Source organism: Micromonospora sp. NBC_01740, from assembly GCF_035920365.1.
Taxonomy (GTDB): domain Bacteria; phylum Actinomycetota; class Actinomycetes; order Mycobacteriales; family Micromonosporaceae; genus Micromonospora; species Micromonospora reichwaldensis.
This window is the reverse complement of the sequence record NZ_CP109150.1, coordinates 5,640,059-5,663,354: the sequence shown is the minus strand read 5'-3', so window position 1 is coordinate 5,663,354 and position 23,296 is coordinate 5,640,059. Positions and strand designations below refer to the sequence as shown.

Annotated in this window: 21 protein-coding genes; 14 read left to right on the top strand and 7 right to left on the bottom strand. The window is 75.0% G+C overall.

The features are described 5' to 3' along the window. Positions 1-77: 77 nt before the first annotated feature. The 4 genes from OG989_RS25080 (at position 78) to OG989_RS25065 (ending at position 5,477) form a co-directional block, all read left to right on the top strand. Complete coding sequence (locus OG989_RS25080; protein WP_132234756.1) at positions 78-848, top strand: DUF5995 family protein; 771 nt, start codon at positions 78-80, stop codon at positions 846-848. A gap of 328 nt (positions 849-1,176) precedes the next feature. Then, on the top strand, positions 1,177-1,578 hold the full coding sequence (locus OG989_RS25075; RefSeq protein WP_151457883.1) for a hypothetical protein: 402 nt from the start codon (positions 1,177-1,179) through the stop codon (positions 1,576-1,578). Positions 1,579-1,663: 85 nt separating this feature from the next. Next, on the top strand, positions 1,664-3,757 hold the full coding sequence (locus OG989_RS25070; RefSeq protein ID WP_327028668.1) for an amino acid transporter: 2,094 nt from the start codon (positions 1,664-1,666) through the stop codon (positions 3,755-3,757). A 172-nt stretch (positions 3,758-3,929) separates the two neighbouring features. Next, complete coding sequence (locus tag OG989_RS25065; RefSeq protein ID WP_327028667.1) at positions 3,930-5,477, top strand: hypothetical protein; 1,548 nt, start codon at positions 3,930-3,932, stop codon at positions 5,475-5,477. 117 nt (positions 5,478-5,594) lie between these two features. Here OG989_RS25065 and OG989_RS25060 read toward each other — a convergent pair whose 3' ends face one another. The 6 genes from OG989_RS25060 to OG989_RS25035 form a co-directional block, all read right to left on the bottom strand. Next, positions 5,595-6,554, bottom strand: a complete 960-nt coding sequence (locus OG989_RS25060) for a TIGR03557 family F420-dependent LLM class oxidoreductase (protein ID WP_151457428.1) — start codon at positions 6,552-6,554, stop codon at positions 5,595-5,597. 459 nt (positions 6,555-7,013) lie between these two features. Then, positions 7,014-7,220, bottom strand: coding sequence for a hypothetical protein (locus OG989_RS25055; protein WP_091630565.1), 207 nt, complete (start codon positions 7,218-7,220; stop codon positions 7,014-7,016). Positions 7,221-7,568: 348 nt separating this feature from the next. After that, entirely contained in the window at positions 7,569-8,768 is a 1,200-nt protein-coding gene (locus OG989_RS25050) for a helix-hairpin-helix domain-containing protein (RefSeq protein WP_327028666.1), read from the bottom strand. Positions 8,769-9,036: 268 nt separating this feature from the next. Then, positions 9,037-10,386, bottom strand: a complete 1,350-nt coding sequence (locus tag OG989_RS25045; RefSeq protein WP_327028665.1) for an FAD-dependent oxidoreductase — start codon at positions 10,384-10,386, stop codon at positions 9,037-9,039. Between the two features lie 15 nt (positions 10,387-10,401). Then, positions 10,402-10,752: a TcmI family type II polyketide cyclase gene (locus OG989_RS25040; RefSeq protein ID WP_151456453.1), complete on the bottom strand. Its 351-nt coding sequence runs from the start codon at positions 10,750-10,752 to the stop codon at positions 10,402-10,404. Positions 10,753-10,875: 123 nt separating this feature from the next. Further along, on the bottom strand, positions 10,876-11,685 hold the full coding sequence (locus OG989_RS25035) for an AfsR/SARP family transcriptional regulator (protein WP_151456454.1): 810 nt from the start codon (positions 11,683-11,685) through the stop codon (positions 10,876-10,878). A gap of 413 nt (positions 11,686-12,098) precedes the next feature. Between OG989_RS25035 and OG989_RS25030 the strand changes: the two genes are divergently transcribed. From OG989_RS25030 to OG989_RS24985, 10 genes are all read left to right on the top strand, one after another. Next, positions 12,099-12,437: a TcmI family type II polyketide cyclase gene (locus OG989_RS25030; RefSeq protein WP_151456455.1), complete on the top strand. Its 339-nt coding sequence runs from the start codon at positions 12,099-12,101 to the stop codon at positions 12,435-12,437. Beyond that, positions 12,434-14,155 carry an acetyl-CoA carboxylase carboxyltransferase subunit alpha gene (locus OG989_RS25025; protein WP_327028664.1) on the top strand — a complete coding sequence of 574 codons (1,722 nt, stop codon included), beginning with the start codon at positions 12,434-12,436 and terminating at the stop codon, positions 14,153-14,155. The genes OG989_RS25030 and OG989_RS25025 overlap by 4 nt, the downstream gene beginning before the upstream one ends. 257 nt (positions 14,156-14,412) lie before the next feature. Then, positions 14,413-14,934, top strand: coding sequence for an acetyl-CoA carboxylase biotin carboxyl carrier protein (gene accB, locus OG989_RS25020; protein ID WP_442791965.1), 522 nt, complete (start codon positions 14,413-14,415; stop codon positions 14,932-14,934). A 13-nt stretch (positions 14,935-14,947) separates the two neighbouring features. Then, complete coding sequence (locus OG989_RS25015; protein WP_327028663.1) at positions 14,948-16,327, top strand: acetyl-CoA carboxylase biotin carboxylase subunit; 1,380 nt, start codon at positions 14,948-14,950, stop codon at positions 16,325-16,327. Further along, entirely contained in the window at positions 16,324-17,049 is a 726-nt protein-coding gene (locus OG989_RS25010; RefSeq protein ID WP_327028662.1) for an SRPBCC family protein, read from the top strand. Before OG989_RS25015 ends, OG989_RS25010 begins: the two co-directional genes overlap by 4 nt. Continuing rightward, the gene (locus tag OG989_RS25005) at positions 17,042-17,446 is read left to right on the top strand and encodes a cupin domain-containing protein (RefSeq protein ID WP_151456459.1); all 405 of its coding nucleotides are present in this window, start codon (positions 17,042-17,044) and stop codon (positions 17,444-17,446) included. Before OG989_RS25010 ends, OG989_RS25005 begins: the two co-directional genes overlap by 8 nt. A gap of 173 nt (positions 17,447-17,619) precedes the next feature. Beyond that, positions 17,620-18,894, top strand: coding sequence for a beta-ketoacyl-[acyl-carrier-protein] synthase family protein (locus OG989_RS25000; protein WP_327028661.1), 1,275 nt, complete (start codon positions 17,620-17,622; stop codon positions 18,892-18,894). Continuing rightward, positions 18,891-20,138: a beta-ketoacyl synthase N-terminal-like domain-containing protein gene (locus tag OG989_RS24995; protein ID WP_327028660.1), complete on the top strand. Its 1,248-nt coding sequence runs from the start codon at positions 18,891-18,893 to the stop codon at positions 20,136-20,138. Before OG989_RS25000 ends, OG989_RS24995 begins: the two co-directional genes overlap by 4 nt. Before the next feature lie 83 nt (positions 20,139-20,221). Continuing rightward, positions 20,222-20,524: an antibiotic biosynthesis monooxygenase family protein gene (locus OG989_RS24990; RefSeq protein ID WP_151456463.1), complete on the top strand. Its 303-nt coding sequence runs from the start codon at positions 20,222-20,224 to the stop codon at positions 20,522-20,524. 655 nt (positions 20,525-21,179) lie between these two features. After that, complete coding sequence (locus OG989_RS24985; protein ID WP_327028659.1) at positions 21,180-22,565, top strand: class I adenylate-forming enzyme family protein; 1,386 nt, start codon at positions 21,180-21,182, stop codon at positions 22,563-22,565. Here the strand turns inward: OG989_RS24985 and OG989_RS24980 are convergent. Continuing rightward, on the bottom strand, positions 22,496-23,281 hold the full coding sequence (locus OG989_RS24980) for a 4'-phosphopantetheinyl transferase family protein (protein WP_327028658.1): 786 nt from the start codon (positions 23,279-23,281) through the stop codon (positions 22,496-22,498). The two genes, OG989_RS24985 and OG989_RS24980, sit on opposite strands and share 70 nt — an antisense overlap. Positions 23,282-23,296 lie beyond the last annotated feature (15 nt).

Sequence of the window (23,296 nt, the reverse complement as noted above, 5' to 3'; positions counted from 1 at the left end):
CCGGCCATCGCCGGCTGGCAGGCTGTGCTGCGTCGCCGACGGCACGGGGGTGCCGGGGGAACCACTGTGGAGGAGAGATGACGGAACCGGTGTGGGGGCCCGTGCATCGGGACATCGTCGATCTGCTCGCCGACCATCCGGCCGACGTGCCGGCGGTGGTCGACCACCTCACCAAGCTCCAGGACATGCTGGTCCGGCTGCCTCCGCTGGAGGCGAGCTGCCCGCTGGCCGACTTCAACCGGCTGTACCTGACGATCACCGAGAGCGTGCTGAACGGGCTCTACGACGACCGGTTCTCCGACCCGGTGTTCCTGTCCCGGCTCGACGTGGAGTTCGCGGCCCGCTACTTCGACGCGATGCGGCTGTGGACCGACTCCAGCCCGGGTACGCCGAAGGCCTGGGCCTGCCTGTTCCAGCGGATGCGCGGGCCGGACGCCCGCCCGCTGCCGTCGGCGGCCGCCGGGGTGAACGCGCACATCAACTTCGACCTGCCGTTCGCGTTGGTGACCACGTTCGACAGCCTGGAGTCGGAGCCGGTGGACGGCACCGACCAGCACCGCGACTACCTGGAGATCAACAAGATCTTCGCGGACAAGATCCCCGGTCTGCGGCGCGGCTACCTGGAGCGGTGGCAGCTGCTCATCGACATGCTCAACGGCGACATCGACGACTGGTACCAGGGGGAACTGGTCGAGTACACCCGCGACGTCGCCTGGCGCAACGCGCAGAAGATCTGGCGGTGCCGGCACGACCCGGCCGCCCACGAGTGCGAGCGCGCGCGGCTGGACGACACCGCCGCGGCGCTCGGTCGGTTGCTGCTCTCGCCCCTCGGGGCGTTCCTGCAGTAGCCGTGACGGGGGGTCCCCGCGCTCCGCACCCGGCACCCGGCGGAGCGCGGGGACACGTCCCCGCCGGACCAGGGCTCGTCGTCGGGGGGCGGCGGGCCCGGGTCGGGGAACGGTCCGCGCGGCCCGGGGGGTCCGCGCGGCCCGGAGCGGGGACGAGGGGTTCGCGGGTCGGCCGGCCCGGGGGGTGTCGGCCGGCCCGCACGGGGTACGCCCGCGCCATGAGTCACCCGGCCCGTCGGCCCGCCGCCCGACCCCGTCCCCGGCCCGTCGCCCCGCCCCGTCCCGCCCGACCGGGCGACGCCCGCCCCACCACCCGGGGCGGCGCGCGATGACCGCCGAGGCGCACCGGTTCGCGTTCCGCTTCGACCCGGTCTTCCGGCCGGCGCTCGCGCTGGTGGGCGTCCGGCCGGCAACCGCCTGGGTCGGCGTCGACCGGGCCGAGCTGGTGGTCCGGTTCGGCCCGTGGCAACTGCGCACCGCCCGGGACAACGTCGTCGGCGTCGCGCCCACCGGGCCGTACCGCTGGTGGCGGGGGATCGGCGTGCGCCTCTCGCTGGCCGACGCCGGCGTCACCTTCGCCAGCAGCACCGCCGCCGGGCTCTGCCTGCGCTTCGCCGAGCCGGTGCCCGCCCTGCTGCCCGGCGGGTGGCTGCGGCACCCGGGGGCGACGGTCACCGTGGCCGATCCCGACGCCCTGGCCCGGGTGCTGGCCGCCCGCGACGGCGACTGAGCCGTCCCGGCTTCACCGTTCGGGCGGGCGGCCGGCCGGCGACCGCCTACGGTCGGGTCAGGACGGCCGAGGGTGGGGAGGGGGCATGCGTGACGAGCACGGGCCGAGGTCGCGGCGCACGCGTGGTCGCCGGCCGCCGCCCGCCGGCCCGCCACGGGACCTGCGCGCCGCCCGGGACCCCACCCGCCCCGGCGACCGCGCCGGGCGCCCGGTCGCCGTCCCCGAGGCGCAGGCCAGCCCCGCCCGGCCCGCCGCGCCGCTGAGCCCGCTGCGCCGGTGGCTGTTCGCGCACCAGGTGCAGCCGGTCGGCCCCGAGGCGGCGGAGGGGCAGGCCCGCTCGCGGGCGTGGTGGCAGGTCATGTGCCTGACCGGGGTGGACTACTTCTCCACCCTGTCGTACCTGCCCGGGATCGCGGCGGTGGCCGCCGGGGCGCTCTCCCCACTGGCCACCCTGCTCATCGTCGCGCTGACGCTGTTCGGCATGCTGCCCATGTACCGCAGGGTGGCCCGGGAGAGCCCGCACGGGCAGGGCTCGGTGGCGATGCTGGAGCGGCTGCTGCCGTTCTGGCGCGGCAAGATCTTCGTGCTGGTCCTGCTCGGCTTCGTGGCCACCTCCTGGATCATCACGATCACTCTCTCCTCGGCCGACGCGACCGTGCACCTGCTGGAGAACCCGCACATGCCCGAGAGCGTCGGCGGCACCGGCGTGGCCGTCGGCGTCACCGTCGTACTGCTGCTCGTCCTCGGCGGGGTGTTCCTGCTCGGCTTCCGGGAGGCGGTCACGGTGGCCGTCCCGCTGGTGGCGGTCTTCCTGGCCCTGAACGCGCTGATCGTGGCGGACGGGCTGGCCGGGATCGCGGCGGACCCGCGGCTGCTGTCGGACTGGACCGCCGCGCTGACGGTCGGTGGTGGCCCGGGGGAGGTTGCGGTGACCGCCGTGCTGGCGTTCCCGCTGCTGGTGCTGGGGCTGTCCGGCTTCGAGACGGGGGTGAGCATGATGCCGCTGGTGGCGGGCGGGGGCGCGGACCGCGAGGCGCGGCTGGCGGCGCGGATCCGCAACACCCGTCGGCTGCTCACCACCGCCGCACTGGTCATGTCGGTGTACCTGGTCTCGACCACCCTCGTGACCACCGTGCTGATCCCCGCCCGGGAGTTCGGGCCGGGCGGGGCCGCGAACGGCCGGGCGCTGGCGTACCTCGCCCACGAGCGCCTCGGCGAGACCTTCGGCACCGTCTACGACGTCAGCAGTGCGCTGATCCTCTGGTTCGCGGGCGCCTCCGCGATGGCCGGCCTGATCAACATCGTGCCCCGCTACCTGCCCACCTACGGGATGGCGCCGGAGTGGGCCCGGGCCGTGCGGCCGGTCGTGATCGTCTACACCGTGGTCAGCGTCGCCATCACCCTGATCTTCCGGGCCGACGTCAACGACCAGGCCGGGGCGTACGCCACCGGCATCCTCGCGATGATGGTCTCCGCCGCCGTGGCGGTCACGATCTCCGCAGCCCGCCGCCGGGAACGCGTCGCGGCCGGCGGCTTCGCCGTGCTCACCCTGGTCCTGCTGTACGCCCTCGCCGAGAACGTCGTCGCGAAGCCGGACGGCATCGCCATCTCCGCGCTGTTCGTCCTCGGCATCGTGGCCGTCTCGCTGGTCTCGCGGGTGACCCGGACCACCGAGCTGCGCACGGACCGGATCGAGTTCGACGAGCCGGCCCGCCGGTTCATCGCCGAGTCGGTGGCGCACGACGGCCGACTGCACCTCATCGCGCACAAGCGGGCGGGCGGCGCGGTCAAGGAGTACACGGTCAAGGAACGGGCGCAGCGGTCGATGAATCCCGTGCCCGGCGAGGGCGACATCCTCTTCCTGGAGATCGACGTGGTCGACCCGTCGGACTTCAGCCAGGTGCTGCGGGTGCGCGGCGTGGAGGTGGGTGGCTTCCGGGTGCTGCGGGCCGGCAGCCCGGCCGTCCCCAACGCCATCGCGGCGATCCTGCTGGCGCTGCGCGACGCCACCGGCGTACGCCCGCACGCCCACTTCGAGTGGTCGGAGGGGAACCCGCTCGCGCACCTGCTGCGCTATCTGATCCTCGGCCGCGGCGACACCCCGCCCGTCGTACGGGAGATCATCCGCAAGTCCGAGCCGGACCCCGCCCGCCGGCCCGGCATCCACGTCGGCGGCTGACCGCGCTGCGCTCCCTCGCCCCTGCCGAGGTGAATAGTCCGCTTATTCACGTTTGACGGACCTGCCCGATTCTCGTCCGTATCGTGACCTCCGGTGGCTGTCGCGACGTCAGCCGCCCCGCGTCCCGTTCGACGCGGCCGTGGCACGCATGCACGAGAGGCAGGGAAGCCTGATGACGACGTATCAAGGGGGCCGGCGGGCAGCACCACTCAGGCGGCGGTCGAGGTGGTTCTTAGCCGGCGGCCTCGTGGCGGGCAGCCTGGTGGCGGGGGCGGCCGGGCTCACGGATGGCGCCGCCTTCGCCGCCGACCGGGACATGCCGACCGCCTCGCCGACGCCGTCGTCGTCGTCGCCGTCGCGGTGGGCCGGCGACCACTCCGGTGAGCCCCGCGGCGACGCCGTCGAGGACCGTGACCAGGCGCGCGAGGAGCGGCGCGGCGGGCAGCGGGACGACCGCCCCGGACGGCCGGGCCAGGGGAACCGCGCGGAGGTCGCGGTGCCGTGCGACTCGACGAAGCTGATCTCGGCGCTGGTCCGGGCCAACGCCGAGGGCGGCGCCGACCTGCGGCTGGCGTCGAAGTGCACGTACGAGCTGACCCACGCCTTCCAGCAGCCCGACGAGTACGACGGCGGGATCCGCGACGCCCGGGAGACCGCCGACAGCGCCGAGAACCCCGGCGACGCCGAGGCGCCCCCGCGCAACCCGAAGCACGACCGGGCCGGGCTGCCCGTCATCTACCACCCGATCTCCGTCCGGGGCGAGGGGGCCACCATCGTCCGGAACGGGCACGCCGAGGCGTTCCGGTTCTTCACCGTCCGCGACGGCGGGGAACTGACGCTCTCCGACGTCGTACTCCGCAACGGCCTCTCCGCCGCCGAGGGTGGCAGCATCCACGTCGTGCACGGCGCGTCCGCCGTGGTCGAGCGCACCACGATCGTCGACAGCACCTCCCTCTCGGCGGAGGGGGGCGGGGGCGGGATCTTCAACGACGGGCACCTGGTGGTCACCGGGAGCACGTTCGTCGACAACCACGCCGCCGGCACCGCGGGCAAGGGCGGGGGCCTGCTCAACGGTGGCGTGCTGAGCCTGGAGAACTCGCAGTTCCGGGGCAACAGCGCCGTCGCGTACGGCGGCGGCTTCGCCAACTACCGGGGCGCGGCAGAGGTGCACTCGAGCACCTTCGCGCGCAACAACGCGGCGCAGGGCGGCGGCGTCGCCAGCTTCTCGGCCCGTACCCGGGTCGCCGACACGAAGGTGGTGGGCAACACCGCCCAGACCGGCGGCGGCATCGCCAACTCGGACGCGCTGATCTTCCTGCGCGGCCTGGAGGTACGCGACAACACCGCCACGGGCAACGGCGGCGGCATCTCCACCGTCCAGGGCCTGCTCCCGCTCGACGACAGCATCGTGTCGGGCAACACGGCGCGCGGCTCCGGCGGCGGCATCCACGCCCAGAAGTCGAACGTCCTGCTGCGCCACAGCGAGATCCACCGCAACCACGCCGTCGGTGCGAAGTCCACGGGCGGCGGCGTCTTCGCGTCGCAGGGCCGGCTCGCCCTGTACTCCAGCAGGGTGGCCGGCAACGTCGCCACCGTGAAGCCGAGCGGCCTCCTCGTCGACAAGGCGCAGGTCAAGGTCGACGACGAGACCGACATCATCGACAACGAGCCGACCAACTGCGAGGGCAGCCGGGTGCCGGTCGCGAACTGTTTCCGGTGACCCGCCGCGGGCCGTCCCGGCCGGGACGGCCCGCCCCGCCCGGGGCGCGTCCGGCATCGCCGGCGATCATCGCGATCGCGGCGGAGGGTGCCGGACGCGCCCCGCGCGGCGCACGGCTCAGCCGAGGGCGCGCAGCCGGGCGGCGAGGTCGCCGGCGAAGAAGTCGAGGAAGCCGTCCGGGTCGGGGCCGGCGTTCTGCAGCACCACGTGGTCGTAGCCGGCCTCGACGTACGGGCGGACGGCCGCCACGTGCGCCTCCGGGTCCGGCCCGACGGAGAACAGTTCCCGGACGTGCCGCTCCTCGACGTACGCGCTGGCGGCGTCGAAGTTGACCGGGTTCGGCAACTCGCTCATCACCTTCCAGCCGGTCACCATCCACCGGCTGGTCTCCAGCACCGCCCGCACGGCCTGCTGGTCGTCGGTGGCCCAGGCCATCGGCACCTCGGCGTAGCGGGGACCGCCGCCACCGGCCTGCCGGTAGTGCTCGACGATCGACGCCTTCGGCTCGGTGACGAACAGGCCGTCGCCGAGTTCCGCCGCCATCGTGGCCGAGGACCGGCCGCTCGCGGCGACCGCGATCACCGGTGGGGTCTCCGGCAGGTCGAAGATCCGGGCGTCCTCCAGGTGCAGGTGCTTGCCCTCGAATGAGTGGTAGCCGCCCTGCCAGAGCAGCCGGATGATCTCCAGCGCCTCGCGGAGCCGCTCGTGCCGGCCCCGTACGCTGGGAAAGCCCTGACCCACGACGTGCTCGTTGAGCCGTTCCCCGGCCCCGACGCCGAGGGTGAACCGGCCGTCGGAGATCAGCGCCAGGGTCGCCGCGGCCTGCGCGATGATCGCCGGGTGGTACCGGACGGTCGGGCAGGTCACCCCCGTCGCGAGGCCGATCCGTTCGGTCTTCGCCGCGACCGCGCCGAGCACGCTCCAGGTGAACGACGAGTGCCCCTGCGTGTCGAGCCACGGGTGGAAGTGGTCGCTCATCTCGACGAAGTCGAAACCAGCCTGCTCGGCCCGGACGGCCTGGCGGATGATCTCCTGCGGTCCGTACCCCTCCGAGGCGAGCTTGTAGCCGATCCTCATGCCGGTGCTCCCGTCCCGTGCGGCGCTGGTGGCGCAACGCCGGTTCCCGTGGCGGGGGTCGACAAACGTCGGGCGGCGCGGGACGCTACCCCCGATGACCCAGCCTCCTAGGACGCCTTACGCGGTGTGGCGTACCGCGCGCCGTCCTGGATGGGCGTGGAAGGCGAACCACCCGCCGGCCGGCAAAGGCGGCCCCCGACGGCCGGGCGGCCGTACCGGCGTCGGGGCGGGCGCGGTGAGCGGGGCGCGGGGCGGACCCGGCCTTTGGGCGAGCCCATCCGTATCGCCGTCCCCGGCCCGGCAGATTCGGGGCTGACGAGCGGGACAGGCGGCGGCCGAGAGGCCCCGGCAGGCCCGGACCGGCGTCGGCACGAGGAGCGGAGTCGGGGAGCCGGCGTGGCGTACCCCGGACACGGCTCGGCCCGCGCCCGGAGTGGGCGCGGGCCGGAGGAGTACGTCCTACTTGGACGGCTGGGGCAGTTCGCAGTCGACCTTCGGGTTGGCCCCGATGTAGTTCAGCGGCCCGGCCACGATGGTCACCAGGATCGTGCCGGCCTCGGCGCAGTTCGTGTCGTCGCCGCTGTAGTAGCCGCGCTGTCCGGCGGCGACCGCGCCGATGATCAGCCAGATGACGACCAGGACTCCGAATATCGACGTGCCGCGCATCGCTGCCTCCGCAAGGGTGTGGTGGATCGAGGTGCTGGGCGTTGTACCCAATCGCGATGAACGGCTAACGGTGCCGCCGCCGAGGAACCGGCGCGCGGACGTCCGACAGTGGGCGGACGGGCCGCAGGGGGCGGTGGTGGCGTGCGTGCGGGGCCGGGCGGCTGGCCGGCGCCGGCGCGGGCCTTTGCGCCGTCATCTCCTCGTGTTTCGGCCCCGAACGCCGACATCGCGGCGCCCCGTGGTCGGGGCGCCGCGATGTCGGCGACGGCGGATCGGTCGTGCGGCGGTGCCCGATCCGTTCGGGTACCGCCGTCCGGCGCCGACGGGGAACGCGGCAGGCGACGCCGGTCAGGCGTCCGCGCCGCCCACCGGGGTCGGCAGGGCGGCGGCCGCCTCCTGCGGGGCGCCGGCGAGCACCTTCGCCTGCTGCGGCCAGGTCGCCAGGCTCGGCGCGGCCCGCAGCCCGGCCGCCCGGATCGTCTCCCGCAGGGCGGCCTCGTCGAGCTCCGCCAGCTGCCGGTACGTCCGGATGCCGGCCGCCTGCAACGCTGCGGCCATCTTCGGGCCCACGCCCTGGATCCGGCGGAAGTCGTCGGCGGCGTCGGAGTCGGTCGCGACCGGGGCGTCAACCTCGCCGCGCGGCGCCGGCACGACCACCGGTCCGGCCGGAACGACCACCGGCTCGGCCGGCGCGTCGGCCGGCGTCGACTCCGGCTCGTCCGTGGTGGCGGCGGCCGTGGCCGGCTCGACCGTGGTGGCGGCGACCGGGGCCGGCTCGATCGGCGTGGCGCGGGTCGGCTCCGGCTCGGTGGGTGCGTGGGCTGGCTCCGGCTCGACGGCGGAGGCGGCCACGACAGCGGGCTCGGCAGCGGGCTCGGCCGGACCGACGGCGGTGGGGACGGGTGCGGTCTCCGGCTCGGCCGGGGTCACGCTCGTCGGCGCCGAGGTGGCGGCGGCCGGGACGGGCTCCGCGTCGGCGGCGGGAAGGGCTTCCGTCGCGGCGGCCGGGAGGGGCTGTGCGTCGGTGCTCGGGGCGGGCTCCTCCGCCGGTCGGCGGTCGACCGGGCCGGTCACCTCGGCGGCCACCGGCAGCACGACCTCGTGCCCCGGCCGTACGTCGGTGGTGGTGGCGGCCGGGACGGGTTCGGCGTCGGGCGCCGGCACCGGGTCGCCGGTCAGCGCCATGTCGGCCGGGTCGACGTCGTCGGCCCGGGACGCGTCGGCCGCGACGACCGTGGCCTTCGGGGTGTCGGTGCTGCCCGGGTCGGCGTCGGTCGGGGCGTCGACCCCGGGCGCGGTGGGGACGCGGTCGGCGACCGCCTCCGGCGCGGGGTCCACGGTCACCTCGGGGCGCGCTTCGTCCAGGGTGGCGACGGGCGGGGGGTCGACCACCACGGCGGTCATGCCGGCGACCGGGTCACCGTCCACCATGGGCGAGCCGTGGGTGGCGACCGCCGCGTCCCGCCGGCCGCGCCCGAACCAGCCGCCCGCCAGACCCACCAACAGAGCCACGATCAGTATCAGCCAGTGCCCGAAAGACCACGCCACGGCAAACCTCCCTATCGTTCATGTCCGGAAACCCGCGAGAAAAACTCGCCGCAGCTTCGCACACGCCCGACGAGGCCGACAGGCAGGACCGGGTGCCCGCCGTGGCGGCGGGACGGGTCGCGACGGGCGGTGTTCGCCGGGGCGACGGAGGGTCGCCGCGTCGGCGTCCGCGTCCGCGCCCGTGGGCGGTGGGCGGTGGGCGGTGGGCGTGGGCGGGCAGGCGGGGACCCCGGCGCCCGCTGGCGGCGCCGGGGTCCCGGTCGGACGGTCAGTCCTCCTCGCCCCGGTAGCTGTAGAAATCGTCGACGAACCGCCGCGCCAGCCGGGGTACCCGGCTGGTGACGCCGAAGTAGCCACGCGCGCCGAGCAGCGCGAGCCGGCCCACGACCGGCTTGTACATCCGGTCGTCCCCGCTGGTGCCGCTGCGGTTGAGCGAGTCGGCGACCCGGGCGAACCCGTACGGCACCATCGCGGCCTCGTAGTCGGCCACCGCCTGGAGCAGCGTCTTGTCTCCGGTGGCGGCCAGCCGCAGCTGGCGGCAGAGCAGGGCGGCGTCGCGCAGGGCCGTGTTGGCGCCCACCCCGCGTCCCGGCGTCATCGTGTGGATGGCATCGCCGAGCAGGGTGACGGTGCTGCTCTTCCAGGGCGGCACCGGCTCGCTGGTGGACACCCTGATGGGCAGGGCGCTGCCCGGGTCGCTGCGGGCGAGCAGTTCGCGCAGATGGGGGTGCCAGTTTCGGGTGAGTCGCAGGGCGAGCAGGACCAGGTCCTCGCCGCGCAGCTGCATGACGTCGCTCGGGAAGCGGCGGGCCGTGCTCCAGACGACCAGGTTGATGTTGTCGCGGGTGTTGTCGTGGCGCAGCCCCGGCCAGCCGCGCAGCAGCTCGGCGTCGGCGGGATCGACGCCGGGCTTGAGCGCGCCGTCGCGGTCCCACTTGAACTCCATCACGTGCAGCACGCCCATCATCCCGCCGGTGCCGAAGATCAGCGAGATGCCCTGTTCGATCCGCTCGGGCAGCAGCCCCCGGGTGTGCGGGGTCAGGGGGATGCGGGTGGCGATGTTGATGGTGCCGGCGTCGCGGGTGACCGCGTGCGGCAGGTACTGGCGGCGTACCGCCGAGTGCGTGCCGTCCGCGGCGACCAGCAGGTCGCCGGTGGCGGTGCTGCCGTCGGCGAAGTGCGCGGTCACGGTCCCGTCGTCGCGTTGGTCGTACCGGGTGAAGGCCTTGTCGAAGTGGACGACGTCCTCCATGCCCGTGAGCAGGACCTGGCGCAGGGTCATCCGGGCGACGGACCGTTCGGTGTTCACCGGGTCGGTGTCCGGCCGGAGCGTGAACGAGGCCGTGCGCCGCATGCCCTGGGTGATGACGTTGAAGTAGCGGGGGGAGCGGGCGCAGGTGGCGAGGTAGACGTCGAACAGGGCGGGCGGCAGGCACTCGCGCAGCGCGCGGCTGCCGGTCGGCCCGATGCCGACCCGGTAGCCGAGCAGCCCTTCGCCGCGGGTGCGGTACCGCTCGTAGACGGCGACGCTGATGCCGGCACGGCGCAGGCCGTGCGCCAGGCACAGCCCGCCCGTGCCGGCCCCGATGATCAGGACGTGGGGTGGTCTGGACGACATGGCGACCGCCCCCGTTCAGCCGGCCGGGTGCGACGACGCCGCCGCGTCCGCGGCGTCCCACCGGTAGAAGCAGCCCGCGATGGCGTCGCGCGGCGAGCGCCAGGTCGGCAGGTACGGCGTGGTGTGCGCGGAGAGCCGCTCGTTGACCTGGCGGTAGAGCGGGTGGTTGCGGGCCTCGGCCAAGGCGTCCGGGGCCACGTCGGCGGTCTCCATCAGGTGTACGCACAGGTCGTGCAGGCAGTACAGGGACCGGTGACGGACCCCGGTGAGGGCGGGTAGTTCGGTCGCGTCGGACTCGGCGAAGATCTGCGCCACCCGACCCTCCGCGCCCGGGATGATCCTGCTGACGATCAGTAGACGGCTCATGGGACCCCTCTCGCCGGTGGCGCTCCGCGACCATGTCGCAGACCACGGACTGTTGTGCGGCCCACCGTGCCCCGGCGACTGTCACCTGTCCGTCACTCGCCCCGCCGCGCCGGTGACGCCGCCTCAGCGCGCGCGGGGCGCGATCCGGTTGGCCGGCGGCCGGCGGGGCCCGGCCGGGGCGGTACGGGTGGCCTCGCGGATCGGCGCGAGGGTCTCGTCGAGCAGGGCGGTCATCGCCGCCGAGGGCTCCAGCCGCAGTTCCCGCAGCAGCAGGTCGCGGTAGACGTAGAAGGCGTGCACGGCCTCGAAGGCGTTGCCCTCGGCGAGGTGGATGCGGACCACCAGCCGGTGCGGCGTCTCGCGCAGGGGTTCGGCGGCCATCGCCTCCAACGCGGCTTCCAGTGCCGCCCCGTGGCGGCCCGCCGACAGGTGCTGGCCGGCCAGTTCCTCCAGCATGTGCAGGCGCAGTTGGCGCAGCCGTTCCCGGTCGGCCAGCACCCAGTCGTCGTACCAGCCGGGGAGCAGGTCGTGGCGGCCGGCGGCGAGCGCGGCGGCGGCGCAGGGATCGTCGCCGTCGCGTACCCGCGCGGCCGTGCCGACGAGCGCGTCGACGTCGATCCGGACGGCCGGGGCGAGGGCGACCGTGTCACCGGAGGTGGTGATCGGGCAGCAGGGGTCCTGGCGCAGCCGCCACAGCGCGGTCCGCAGGGACGACAGCGCACGGTCCTCGGGCGCGTCCGGCCAGAGCAGGCCGGCCAGGTTGCTGCGGGTGGCGCCGGGGCGCAGCCCGATCAGCGCGATGACGCGTTGCAGGCCGCGCGGCACCACGACCGGGGCGTCGCCGTGCAGCAGCCGGAACCCGCCGAGCAGGTGCAGGGAGATCTCGGCGTCGGCCCGGCAAACGGTGGTCGGCGTCGATCGATCAGCGGCCACGGCGGCACCCCCTGCGGAACGCTCGTCCCGACTCGTCTGCTGTCCCCGGCGCGGCTGCCCATGACCCCACTGTCGGATCGCTCCGCCGCGGCACGGCGTCGCACACCGCGGCCGCCGGGCTGACCGTGACGAAGATTATCAATAGTGGTCACTCTCGGTCAATGTCTTGTCCAGGATGGCGCTTGCCTGTCGGCGTCCACGAGAACCCTTCCGAACTGCGGATAGTCCACACCGGATGATCGGTGCCGCACAGCGGGTGCACAGCTGGCGTCAACGCAGCGTCACGAAAGCTGCGTCGCCGCTCGGCGGTCGCTGGTGACGCCGTCGTGACGCCCGGGGCCGGATCGTGTCGCCAGTCGTCCGGCTAGGCGCCGTCGTCACCGACGCCCGATGCCGTGGAGGGAGGCCCGTCCATGGACCGTTCGCTGATCGTCGCGAAGGTGGTGCCGAGCGCCGAGGCGCGCGTCGCCGAGATCTTCGCCGACTCCGACGCGACCGAACTGCCGCGCCTGGTCGGGGTCCGGCACCGGTCGCTCTACCGACTCGGTGACCTGTACGTGCACCTGCTGGAGACGGAGTCGCCGGGCGGGACAGCGGTCGAGGCGGCCCGGGGACACCCCGAGTTCGCCAGGGTGAGCGCCCGGCTGCAGCCGTACGTGTCGCCGTACCTGCCGACGTGGCGGGAGCCTCGCGACGCGATGGCCCGCTGCTTCTACCGCTTCGACGCCGCGCCCGTCGGGCGGTCGTCGTGACCGCCACCGCGCCCCGCGAGGGGCAGCTCTGGTCCCGCTGCGGTGGCTGCGCCACCCTGCTCTACCGCAAGCGGCTGCGGCGCAACCTCGACGTCTGCCCCGAGTGCGGGGCGCACGCCCGGGTCGACGCGCCCGAGCGGCTGCTCCAGCTCGTCGACCCGGGGTCGTTCACCGCCCTGCCGGAGCGGCCGGCCGAGGTCGACCCGATCGGCTTCGTCGACCTGCTGCCGTACCCGCACCGGCTCACCGCGGCGCGGGCCGGCACCGGGCTGGCCGAGGCGGTCGTCTGCGGCACCGCCACCGTCGGGCGGCAGCCGTGCGTGCTCGCCGTGATGGACTTCCGGTTCCTCGGCGGCAGCCTGGGCTGCGTCGTGGGGGAGCTGATCACCCTGGCGGCGGAGCGGGCCCTGACCGACGGGGTCCCGCTGGTCCTCGTCACCGCCTCCGGTGGGGCGCGGATGCAGGAGGGCGCCCTGTCGCTGATGCAGATGGCCACGGTCAGCCAGGCGATCGCCGCGCTGCGGGAGGCCGGCCTGCTCACCGTCAGCGTGCTCACCGACCCGACGTACGGGGGCGTGGCCGCCTCGTTCGCCACCAACACCGACGTGGTGCTCGCCGAGAGCGGCGCGCGGATGGGCTTCGCCGGCCCCCGGGTGATCCGGCAGGTCACCGGCCGGGACCTGCCGGAGGGCTTCCAGACCGCCGACTTCCTGCTGCGGCACGGCCAGGTCGACATGGTGGTGCCCCGGCACGCCCTGCGGGGCCGGCTGGTGGCGCTGCTCGCCGCCGCGCGGGCCGGGCGGCGGCCGGCGGCGCGTCCCGGCGTACCCCGGCAGGAGCCGTCGCCGCTCGTGGCGTGGCCGGCCGGCGGCGCCGCCGCGACGACGGCGCCGGGCCCGGGCGGCGACGCCTGGGAGACGGTACGGCTGGCCCGGCACCCGGGTCGTCCGACCACGCTGGACTACCTGGAGACGGCGTTCGACGGCTTCGTCGAGCTGCACGGCGACCGGCTCGGCGCGGACTGCCCCGCCGTGGTGGGCGGGCTGGCCCGGCTCGACGGCCGGCCCGTCATGGTCATCGGCCACCAGAAGGGGCACACCACCGCCGAGCTGGTCGGGCGCAACTTCGGCATGGCCAGCCCGGCGGGGCACCGCAAGGCGCTGCGGCTGATGCGTCTCGCCGCCCGCCTCGGCCTGCCGGTGGTCACCCTGGTCGACACCCCCGGGGCGGATCCCGGCGTGCGGGCCGAGGAACAGGGCCAGGCGGCGGCCATCGCGGAGACCATCCTCGCCCTGACCGTGCTGCCCACCCCCGTCGTCGCCGTGATCACCGGCGAGGGCGGCAGCGGTGGTGCGCTGGCGCTCGCGGTGGCCGACTCGGTGCTCATGCTCCAGCACGCCGTCTACTCCGTGATCAGCCCGGAGGGCTGCGCGGCGATCCTCTGGCCGGACCGGGGCGCCGCGCCGCAGGCGGCCCGCGCGCTGCGGCTCACCGCCCCCGACCTGTGCCGGCTCGGGATCGTCGATGACCTCGTTCCCGAGCCGGCCCCGGCCGCCCACCACGACCCGCAGGCCGCCGCCCGGGCGCTGCGCGAGGCGGTGCTGGCGCACCTGCTGCCGCTGCTCGACGTGCCGCCCGCGACGCTGGTCCGCCGCCGGCGGCAGCGCTTCCGGCGTTTCGGCGCCGCCCGCCTCGGCGCCCGGGCGGGTGCCCGGTGAGCGCCGGCGGGATCCGGGCCGCCGTGCCGCCGGCATCCGGCCTGGAAGCGGTCTTCACGGTGCCGACACCCGGCACCCGGACGGCCCCCGACGCCCACCTGACGTCGCAGGCGTACCCCACGCCCGGCCCGCATCCCACGCCCGACGCGGGCCGGTCGTCCGACGCGGCGCGGTCGTCCGACGCGGCGCGGTCGTCCGACGCGGCGCGGTCGTCCGACGCGGCGCGGCCGTCCGACGTCGAGCGGGCCGCCGGCCCGGTGCCGGCACCTCCTCCGCATCCGTCGCCCGGCGTCGCGCGGGCCTCCGGCGTGGAGGCGGCCTCGGGCGCGGAGGCGGGGCAGCGGGTGGACACAGTGCTCGCCGGGCTGCGGCGGCACGCCCGGCACCTGGTGGCCGAGCTGCCCGGCCCGCTGCGGCGGATCAGGCTGTGCGGCGGCGACACGGTGCTGGAGGTGGAGTGGCACGCCGTCCCGGCCGGGACCGCCCCCGCCGCCGCCACGGCGAGCCCGGCATCCCCGCCGGCCGCCGCGCCACCGCAGGGGTACGCCGTGCGGTCGCCCATCGTCGGCACGTTCTACCGCGCGCCGGAGCCGGGCGCCGCGCCCTTCGTCGCCGTCGGCGACCTGGTCCGTCCCGGGCAGGTCATCGGCATCGTCGAGGCGATGAAGCTGATGAACGAGGTGACCGCCGACCGAGGTGGCCGGGTCGTCGAGGTCCTCGCCGCCGACGGCCAGCCGGTCGAGTACGACCAGCCGCTGGTCGCGCTGGACCCGGCGTGAGGGGCAGGACGCGATGTTCGAGAAGGTCCTGATCGCCAACCGGGGGGAGATCGCCCTGCGGGTCCTGCGCGCCTGCCGCGAGCTGGGCGTGCGTACGGCGGTGGTCTACTCCACCGCGGACGCCGACTCCGCCGCCGTGCGCCTGGCCGACGAGGCCGTGCGGATCGGGCCGGCGGCCAGCCGGCGCAGCTACCTCAACGCCGCCGCGATCGTGGAGGCGGCCCGGCAGGTGGGGGCGCAGGCGGTGCACCCCGGCTACGGGTTCCTCTCGGAGGACGCCGACTTCGCGGAGATCTGCGCCGACAACGGCCTGGTCTTCATCGGCCCGCCGCCGGAGGTGATGGCCGTGCTGGCCGACAAGTCCTCGGCGCGGGCGCTGATGCGCCGGGCCGGGCTGCCCCTGCCGCCGGGCAGCGTCGCGCCGGTGCCCACCGCCGCCGCGGCGGCGGAGGTGGCCGCCGAGGTGGGCTACCCAGTGATCGTCAAGGCGGCGGCCGGCGGTGGGGGCCGGGGCATGACGGTGGTCGCCACCCCGGCCGAGCTGCCCCGGGCGTACGCGCGGACCCGGGCCGCCGCCCAGGCCGCCTTCGGCGACGACCGGGTGTACGTGGAGCGGTACCTGACCGGTGCCCGGCACGTCGAGGTGCAACTGTTGTGCGACTCCCACGGCAACGGCGTGCACCTGGGCACCCGGGACTGTTCGGTGCAGCGCCGCCACCAGAAGCTGGTCGAGGAGGCGCCCGCCCCGGCACTGTCGGCCGGCATCGGAGAGGCCATCGCGGAGTGCGCCCTGCGCGGTGCCCTGCACGCCGGCTTCACCGGCGCCGGCACCGTGGAGTTCCTCGTCGACCCCGACGAACGGTTCCACTTCCTGGAGATCAACTGTCGGATCCAGGTCGAGCATCCCGTCACCGAGATGATCACCGGGATCGACCTGGTGCACGAGCAGCTGCACATCGCCGCGGGGGTGCCGCTGCGCCTGCGGCAGGAGGACGTCCGGTTCCACGGGGTGGCCATCGAGTGCCGGGTCAACGTGGAGGACCCGGACCGTGGCTTCGCGCCGACGCCCGGCCGGCTGGAGCGCTTCGTCCCGCCCGGCGGCCCGTTCACCCGGGTCGACACGCACGGCCACGCCGGCTACCTGTTCGGCCCGCACTACGACTCCCTGCTGGCCAAGGTGGCGGTCTGGGCGCCGGACCGGGAGCTCGCGCTCAACCGGCTGGAGCGCGCCCTCGACGAGTTCGACATCGCCGGCCCCGGGGTCCGCACCACCATCCCGTTCGTCCGGCGGGTGCTCGACGACGCCGGGTTCCGCAAGGGCCGCTACTCCACCGGCCTGGTCGAGCAGTTGCTCGCCGGCCCGCCCGACGCACACCACAGGAGGCTCCGATGACCGTCACCCATGGCCGTCCGCTGACCGCCGAGATCACCGACATCCTGGTGGCCAACTGCGGGCTGGACGCCGACGCCGCCGCCCGCGCCCCGGCCGCCTCCCTGGAGGAACTCGGCATGGACTCCCTGGCGCTGCTCGAACTCTCCGCCGTGGTCGCCGACCGGTGGCAGGTGCAGATCCCCGAACAGGCCGGGCAGCTCAGCATCACGGGCGTCGCCGAGCTGGTCGCCCGCCAGGCCGACCAGCCCGGGCACACCGAGAACAGCGTGTTCATCGCCGCACCGCTGCCGCTGGTGTGGGACGTCACCAACGACGTCGCCAACTGGCCGCAGCTGTTCACCGAGTACGCCCGCGCGGACATCCTGCACCGCGACGGCGACACGGTGCGGTTCCGGCTCACCATGCACCCCGACGAGAACGGCACGGTGTGGAGCTGGGTCAGCGAACGTACCGCCGACCCGGTCACCCGGCAGGTCGACGCCCGGCGGGTGGAGACCGGGCCGTTCGAGTACATGCGCATCCACTGGCGCTACACGGAGGAGCCCGGCGGAACCCGGATGACCTGGGTGCAGGACTTCGCGATGAAGCCCATTGCGCCGGTGGACGACGCGGGCATGACCGACCGGATCAACGCCAACAGCGCGGTGCAGCTCGCCGTCATCAGGGAGAAGATCGAGCGGCTCGCCGGCGCCGGCCGGGCGACGGGAGCCGGCGATGAGTGAGCGGACCCTGCGGCTGGTCGCCGCCGCCGACGTCGCGCCCGACGGCCGCCGCGGCGGCGAGCTGCGGGTGCTGCTCGGCCCCAAGACCGTCGGCAGCACGTCGGGTTTCATGGGGGTGGCGACGCTGCGCCCGGGGGAGCGGATCGCGGAGCACTACCACCCGTACAGCGAGGAGTTCCTCTACGTCGCCCGGGGCACGATCACCGTCGACCTGGACGACGAGCCGGTGCCGCTGGCCGCCGGAGAGGCGCTGTTCGTGCCGCGCAACGTCCGGCACCGGCTGCGCAACACCGGCGACGAGCCGGCCGAGGTGGTCTTCCACCTCGGACCGCTGGCGCCCCGCCCCGAACTCGGTCACGTGGACACCGAGCTGGTCGAACAGCGAGGCGGATCGTGAGCGTGAGGAGTGAGCCGGGGTTGCGAGCCCCGCAGTCGCGAACAGAGGTGGCGCCGTGAGCGTGAGGAGTGAGCCGGGGTTGCGAGCCCCGCAGTCGCGAACAGAGGTGGCGCCGTGAGCGTGAGGAGTGAGCCGGGGTTGCGAGCCCCGCAGTCGCGAACAGAGGTGGCGCCGTGAGCGGGCGCCGTACGGTGGTGACCGGCGTCGGGGTGGTCGCCCCCGGCGGCGCCAGCCGGGACCGGTTCTGGAAGACCATCACCGAGGGGCGTACGGCGACCCGACGGATCACCTTCTTCGACCCGTCGGCCTTCCGCTCCCAGATCGCCGCCGAGTGCGACTTCGACCCCGTCGCCGCTGGCCTCACCGCAGAAGAGCTGCGGCGCGCCGACCGGTACGTGCAGTTCGCCCTCGCCTGCGCCGCCGAAGCCCTCGCCGACGCCGGCCTGGAGCTCACCGACGCCGAGCGGGACCGCACCGGCGTGGTGCTCGGCACCGCCGTCGGCGGCACCACCGCCCTGGAGCAGGAGTACGTCACGGTCAGCGACACCGGCCGCCGGTGGCTGGTCGACGCCGGGCGCGGCGGCCCGTACCTCTATCAGGCGCTCGTGCCCAGCAGCCTCGCCGCGGACGTGGCGTGCCGGCACGGGCTGCACGGCCCCGCGCAGGTGGTCTCCACCGGCTGCACCTCCGGCATCGACGCGATCGGGTACGCCCACCAGCTCATCGCCGACGGCGAGGCCGACGTCGTGCTGGCCGGGGCCGCCGACTCGCCGATCTCCCCGGTCACCGTCGCCTCGTTCGACGCGATCAAGGCGACCAGCCCGGACAACGACGACCCGGCGCACGCCTCCCGCCCGTTCGACGCCGACCGGCACGGCTTCGTCCTCGCCGAGGGGGCGGCGGTGCTGGTGCTGGAGGAGGCCGGACACGCCGCGCGCCGCGGCGCGCACGTCTACTGCGAGGTGGCCGGCTACGCCAGCCGCAGCAACGGCTACCACATGACGGGGCTGCGGCCCGACGGGCTGGAGATGGGCCTGGCCATCTCGGCCGCGCTGAAGCAGGGCCGCATCGCCCCCGAGCAGGTCTCCTACATCAGCGCCCACGGCTCGGGCACCCGGCAGAACGACCGGCACGAGACCGCCGCGTTCAAGCGGGCGCTGGGTCAGGCCGCGTACGGGGTGCCGATCAGCTCGATCAAGTCGATGGTCGGGCACTCGCTCGGCGCGATCGGCTCGATCGAGATGGCCGCGTGCGCGCTGGCCGTGGAGTACGGCGTGGTGCCGCCGACGGCCAACTGGAGCACCCGCGACCCGGAGTGCGACCTGGACTACGTCCCGAACGAGGCGCGGGAGCTGCCGGTCGACGTGGCGCTCTCGGTGGGCAGCGGGTTCGGCGGCTTCCAGTCGGCGATGGTGTTCCGCCGGCTGCCCGGGCGGGTGCTGCCGTGACCGCGCGGGCCGTGGTGACCGGCATCGGCGTCGTCGCGCCCAGCGGGATCGGCGTGGACGCGCACTGGCGTACCGTGCTCGCCGGCACCCGCCGCACCGGGCCGATCACCCTCTTCGATCCCGCCGGCTATCCCACCCGCCACGGCGGGGAGGTGCCCGGCTTCGACGCCGCCGCGTACGCCGACAACCGCCGGCTGGTGCAGACGGACCGGTGGACGCACCTCGGCTTCGCCGCCACCGGGCTGGCACTGGCCGACGCCGGCCTGCCCGAGCGGGCCCCCGACCCGTACGGCTATGCCGTGACGCTGGCCAGTTCGTCGGGCGGGAACCTGTTCGGGCAGCGGGAGCTGCAACGGCTCTGGGGCGGGCCGTCGCGCACCGTCGGGGCGTACCAGTCGATCGCCTGGTTCTACGCGGCCAGCGTCGGACAGCTCTCCATCCACCACCAGTTCAAGGGGCCGTGCGGGGTGCTGGTCGCCGAGAGCGCCGGCGGGCTGGACAGCCTGGCGCACGCCGCGCGGGCCGTCCGCCGGGGCACGCCGGTGGTGATCGCCGGGGCGACCGAGTGCCCGCTGAGCCCGTACGCCCTGGCCTGCCAGCTGCGTTCCGGCCTGCTCAGCGACGTGGCCGACCCGGAGCGGGCCTACCGGCCGTTCGACGCCGCCGCCAGCGGCTACCTGCCCGCCGAGGGCGGCGCGGTGTTCGTGGTCGAGGAGTTGGGCCACGCGCTGTCCCGGGGCGCCCGCGTGTACGGCGAGGTGACCGGCTGGGGCACCACCCACGACGCCGTCCACACCGGACCGGACACCGCCGGCGACCCCGGGCAGTACGCCCGCGCCATGCGGCTGGCCCTGGACCGTGCCGGCGTCGGGGCGGAGACGGTCGACGTGGTGCTGCCCGACGCGCTCGGCGTCCCCCGCTACGACCGCAGCGAGGCCGTGGCGCTACGCGCCGTCTTCGGCGACCGGCCGCCCCCGGTCAGCACCCAGAAGCCGCTGACCGGCCGCGCGCACCAGGGCGGCTCGGCACTGGACGTGGCCACCGCGCTGCTCGCGTTCGGCCACGATACGCTGCCGGCCTCCGCCGGGCCCGACGAGGTGGCCGAGGGCTGTGAGCTGGACTTCCTGCGGGAGCACCGGCGACCGCGCAGCCGCCTGGCGCTGGTCTGCGCCCGCGGCTTCGACGGTTTCAACAGCGCGCTGGTCCTGCGTGGGGCCGCGCCGCAGAGAGGAGTGACGCCGTGAGCGAGCAGGTCACCGGTACGACGCCCGTCGGGTCCCGGGTCGGGGCGCAGCGGACAGCCGACGCGAACGGGCAGCGGGCTCGGGTGGTGTTCCTGGTACGGGTACCGCAGGAGCGTACGGAGGCGTTCCTGGCCGCGTACGAGGAGGTCCGGCACCTGGTGGCCGGGGGCGTTGCCGGCCACCTCGTCGACCAGGTCTGCCGGTCGTCGGCCGACCCGGAGCAGTGGCTGATCACCAGCGAGTGGGCGAGCCTGGCCGACTTCGAGGCGTGGGAACGCAGCCCGGAGCACCGGGACCTGGTCCGGCCGATGCGGCAGTGCTTCACCGACGCCCGGTCGCTGCGCTTCCTCATCCACGCCCAGACCTCCGCCACGTCCCGCACCTGAGCCCCGTCTCCGGCGCGAGCCCCGCGCCACACCGCCTCGGCTGTCCTACCCTCCCGACTGTCCCCGCCATCCGGGCTGGCCCGCGGTCCCGTCGCACCGTCTCTCGGCTGCACTGCCCCTTCGCTGGCTGTCTCGCCCGCCAGTGAGGGGCAGCGACGCGGTGGGCTGTTCACCTGCTGGCCGCACGGGACGAGTGGAACACCAGGGGTGTCACCGACAGCCGGTGACACCCCTGGTGTTCCACTCGTGCGGTGGCACGCGGGCGTGTCGCCCCGTGGACGTGCGATCCGCCCACCGCCCGCGCAGCCGCACCGTCCGCCCCAGCCCGTCGGCCGTCCCACTCCGGCCCGTGCGGCCGTTCCGTGCCGGCCCGCTCGTGTGGCCGTACCGGCGCGTCTGAAGACCACCATCGGCCGTCCGGTGGGCGTGCCGCGCCGTAAATACGACGGGTCATCCGGCGGATACCCTCAGTCGACGTACACGCCCGATCCTGCCCGCCGAACCGGTCGTGGGCAATCCGGCCGGCCGCCCTTTCTGATCTAGCCATTTGCATCTAGCTATGCATCCGGACGGCGTCGTAAGGTTCCCCGCAGCACCCCGACAGGCACACCTTATGGGCGGTTCCGCCCTTATTGAGGCTGGGCGGTGAACGGTAGTGGCGACGGGAAATCCTGCGGCGACAGACCCGCTCTGGGTTGACGAAATCCTGCTCGAAGGCCGTTCGACCGACATTTGTCTCCGACTTCCCGAACCGGTCGACCGGGGCACCCTGCGGCGGCTGGTGACCGGCGCGCAGGCCCGCCTCGGCGCCGCCGGACTGCGCCCCGGGGGCGCCGCCGCGCTGCGGATGCCGCCCTCGCTGGCGTACGTGGTGAACCTGCTGGCCACCTGGCGCAGCGGGGCACAGGCGATCCTGCTCGACCACCGGCTCACCGACCACGAGGTCGACCGGGCACTCGCGCGGCTCACCCCGCAGGTGGTGGTGGCCCCGGTCCGCACCGGCGGCGGCGGACTGCGGATCTTCGTCGACGTGACGGAGGGCGTCACCGCGTACGCCGACCGCCCGGCGGTCAGCGGCCACGCGGTGATCCAGCTCAGTTCCGGCTCCACCGGACCGTCCAAGGTGATCGGCCGTACCGCCGCCGACCTGGTCGCCGAGGTGCGCCGCTACACCCGCATCGACGGCGTGGCGCTGCCCGGCGAGCGGATCGTCCTGCTGCCCTCGATGGTGCACGTGCTCGGCCTCGTCGGTGGCCTGCTCTACGGCCTGCACGCCGGCGTCGAGCTGGTGCCGCCGGAGCGGCTCGCCGGCGACGCGGTGCTGGCCGCGATCGCGGCCGACGACTCGCCGGCCACGGTGCTCGGCGTGCCGTTCCACATCGGACTGCTCGCCTCCACCCGTCCCACCGGGCCGCTGCCGCAGTTCAAGCGGATGACCACCGGCGGCGAGCTGGTGCCGGCCGCCGTGGCCCGCGCCTTCACCGACCGTCACGGCGTGCCGCTGGGCAACATGTACGGGATGACCGAGGTCGGCGTCATCGGCACCGACCTGCACGGCCGGCACCGCCCGTCCATCGCCCCGGCGCCCGGAGTCGAGGTCCGCGAGGTCGACGGCGAGCTGTGGGTGAGCTGCCCCGCGTCGCCGTACGTCGGGCTGAGCGACCCCACCCGCTGGGCCGACGGCTGGCTGCGCACCCGCGACGCCGGCGTCGTGCACCCGGACACCGGCCTGGTCAGCGTTCGCGGGCGGCTCGACTCGCAGGTCTCCGTCGGCGGTCTGAAGGTCGACCTGACGGAGGTGGAGGCGACCGTCGCCGAGTTGGCCGGCGTCGCCGCCGCCGTGGTCGTCTTCGACGGCGGCATCACCGCCTACGTGCAGCCGGACGGGCCGCTGTCGGAGGAGGTGCTCGACAAGCTGATCGCCGAGCGGCTGGCCGGCTACAAGCGCCCCCGCACCCTGCGATTGGTGGATCAGCTGCCGCGTACCACCACCGGCAAGCTGGTCCGCTCGACCGACGCGCTGCGGGCGGCCGCCACGTGAGCGCTGCACCGCGCGGCCCCGACCGCCCCGTCCGATCCGACCGGCACCGTGCCGACCCGCGCCGCCCCGACCGGCACCGCCTGGACCAGCACCGCCCCGACCGACACCACGTGGACCGGCACCGCCTCGCCGGCGACCACCGCGACCGCCAGGACCAGGCCCCCACCCACGCGGGGATGCCCGACGCGCAGGCGCCCGCCGCCGGACGCCGACCGCAGCGCCCCGTCGAGGTCATCCGGCACCGGCATGAGCCGCCGCAGACCGCCGCCGCGCAGCCCCGTCCCGAGCGCCTTGCCCACGGCCTCCTTCGCCGTCCACAGCCGCAGGAAGTCGCGGGCCCGCCCGTCGGCGTCACGCCCCGCCAGCCACGCCGCCTCGGCCGGCGCGAACCATCGCCCGGCCAGCGCCAGCGCGGGCAGCGGACGGCACCACTCCACGTCGATCCCCACCGGGCCGGCCGCCCTGGCAGCGACCGCGACCACCCCATCGGCCCGGCTGACGCTGACCGGAAGCTCCACCCGGGCCCCCGCGCCGGGCACCGTGACCAGCGGACGCCCGTCGCGGCCGTGCTCCACCACGATCTCCGCCTCCGTGCGGCCGAGCAGCGCGGCACCCGCGCGCCGCAACAGCCGCCCGGCCGGGAGCGGCCGACCGCCGACGCCCCGGCCGATCCACACGTACGCGGTGTCCCGACCGGGCACCGGTAACTGGCTCACGGAAAGAGGTTAACC

Excerpts from the sequence above, each read along its gene's own strand:
- OG989_RS25005 (WP_151456459.1), top strand. The coding sequence starts at position 17,042 with ATGAGTGAGCGGACCCTGCGGCTGGTCGCCGCCGCCGACGTCGCGCCC.
- OG989_RS25030 (WP_151456455.1), top strand. The coding sequence starts at position 12,099 with ATGGACCGTTCGCTGATCGTCGCGAAGGTGGTGCCGAGCGCCGAGGCG.
- OG989_RS25045 (WP_327028665.1), bottom strand. The coding sequence starts at position 10,386 with ATGTCGTCCAGACCACCCCACGTCCTGATCATCGGGGCCGGCACGGGC.
- OG989_RS25015 (WP_327028663.1), top strand. The coding sequence starts at position 14,948 with ATGTTCGAGAAGGTCCTGATCGCCAACCGGGGGGAGATCGCCCTGCGG.
- OG989_RS25040 (WP_151456453.1), bottom strand. The coding sequence starts at position 10,752 with ATGAGCCGTCTACTGATCGTCAGCAGGATCATCCCGGGCGCGGAGGGT.
- OG989_RS25070 (WP_327028668.1), top strand. The coding sequence starts at position 1,664 with ATGCGTGACGAGCACGGGCCGAGGTCGCGGCGCACGCGTGGTCGCCGG.
- OG989_RS25075 (WP_151457883.1), top strand. The coding sequence starts at position 1,177 with ATGACCGCCGAGGCGCACCGGTTCGCGTTCCGCTTCGACCCGGTCTTC.
- OG989_RS25065 (WP_327028667.1), top strand. The coding sequence starts at position 3,930 with ATGACGACGTATCAAGGGGGCCGGCGGGCAGCACCACTCAGGCGGCGG.
- OG989_RS25010 (WP_327028662.1), top strand. The coding sequence starts at position 16,324 with ATGACCGTCACCCATGGCCGTCCGCTGACCGCCGAGATCACCGACATC.
- OG989_RS25055 (WP_091630565.1), bottom strand. The coding sequence starts at position 7,220 with ATGCGCGGCACGTCGATATTCGGAGTCCTGGTCGTCATCTGGCTGATC.
- OG989_RS25060 (WP_151457428.1), bottom strand. The coding sequence starts at position 6,554 with ATGAGGATCGGCTACAAGCTCGCCTCGGAGGGGTACGGACCGCAGGAG.
- OG989_RS25080 (WP_132234756.1), top strand. The coding sequence starts at position 78 with ATGACGGAACCGGTGTGGGGGCCCGTGCATCGGGACATCGTCGATCTG.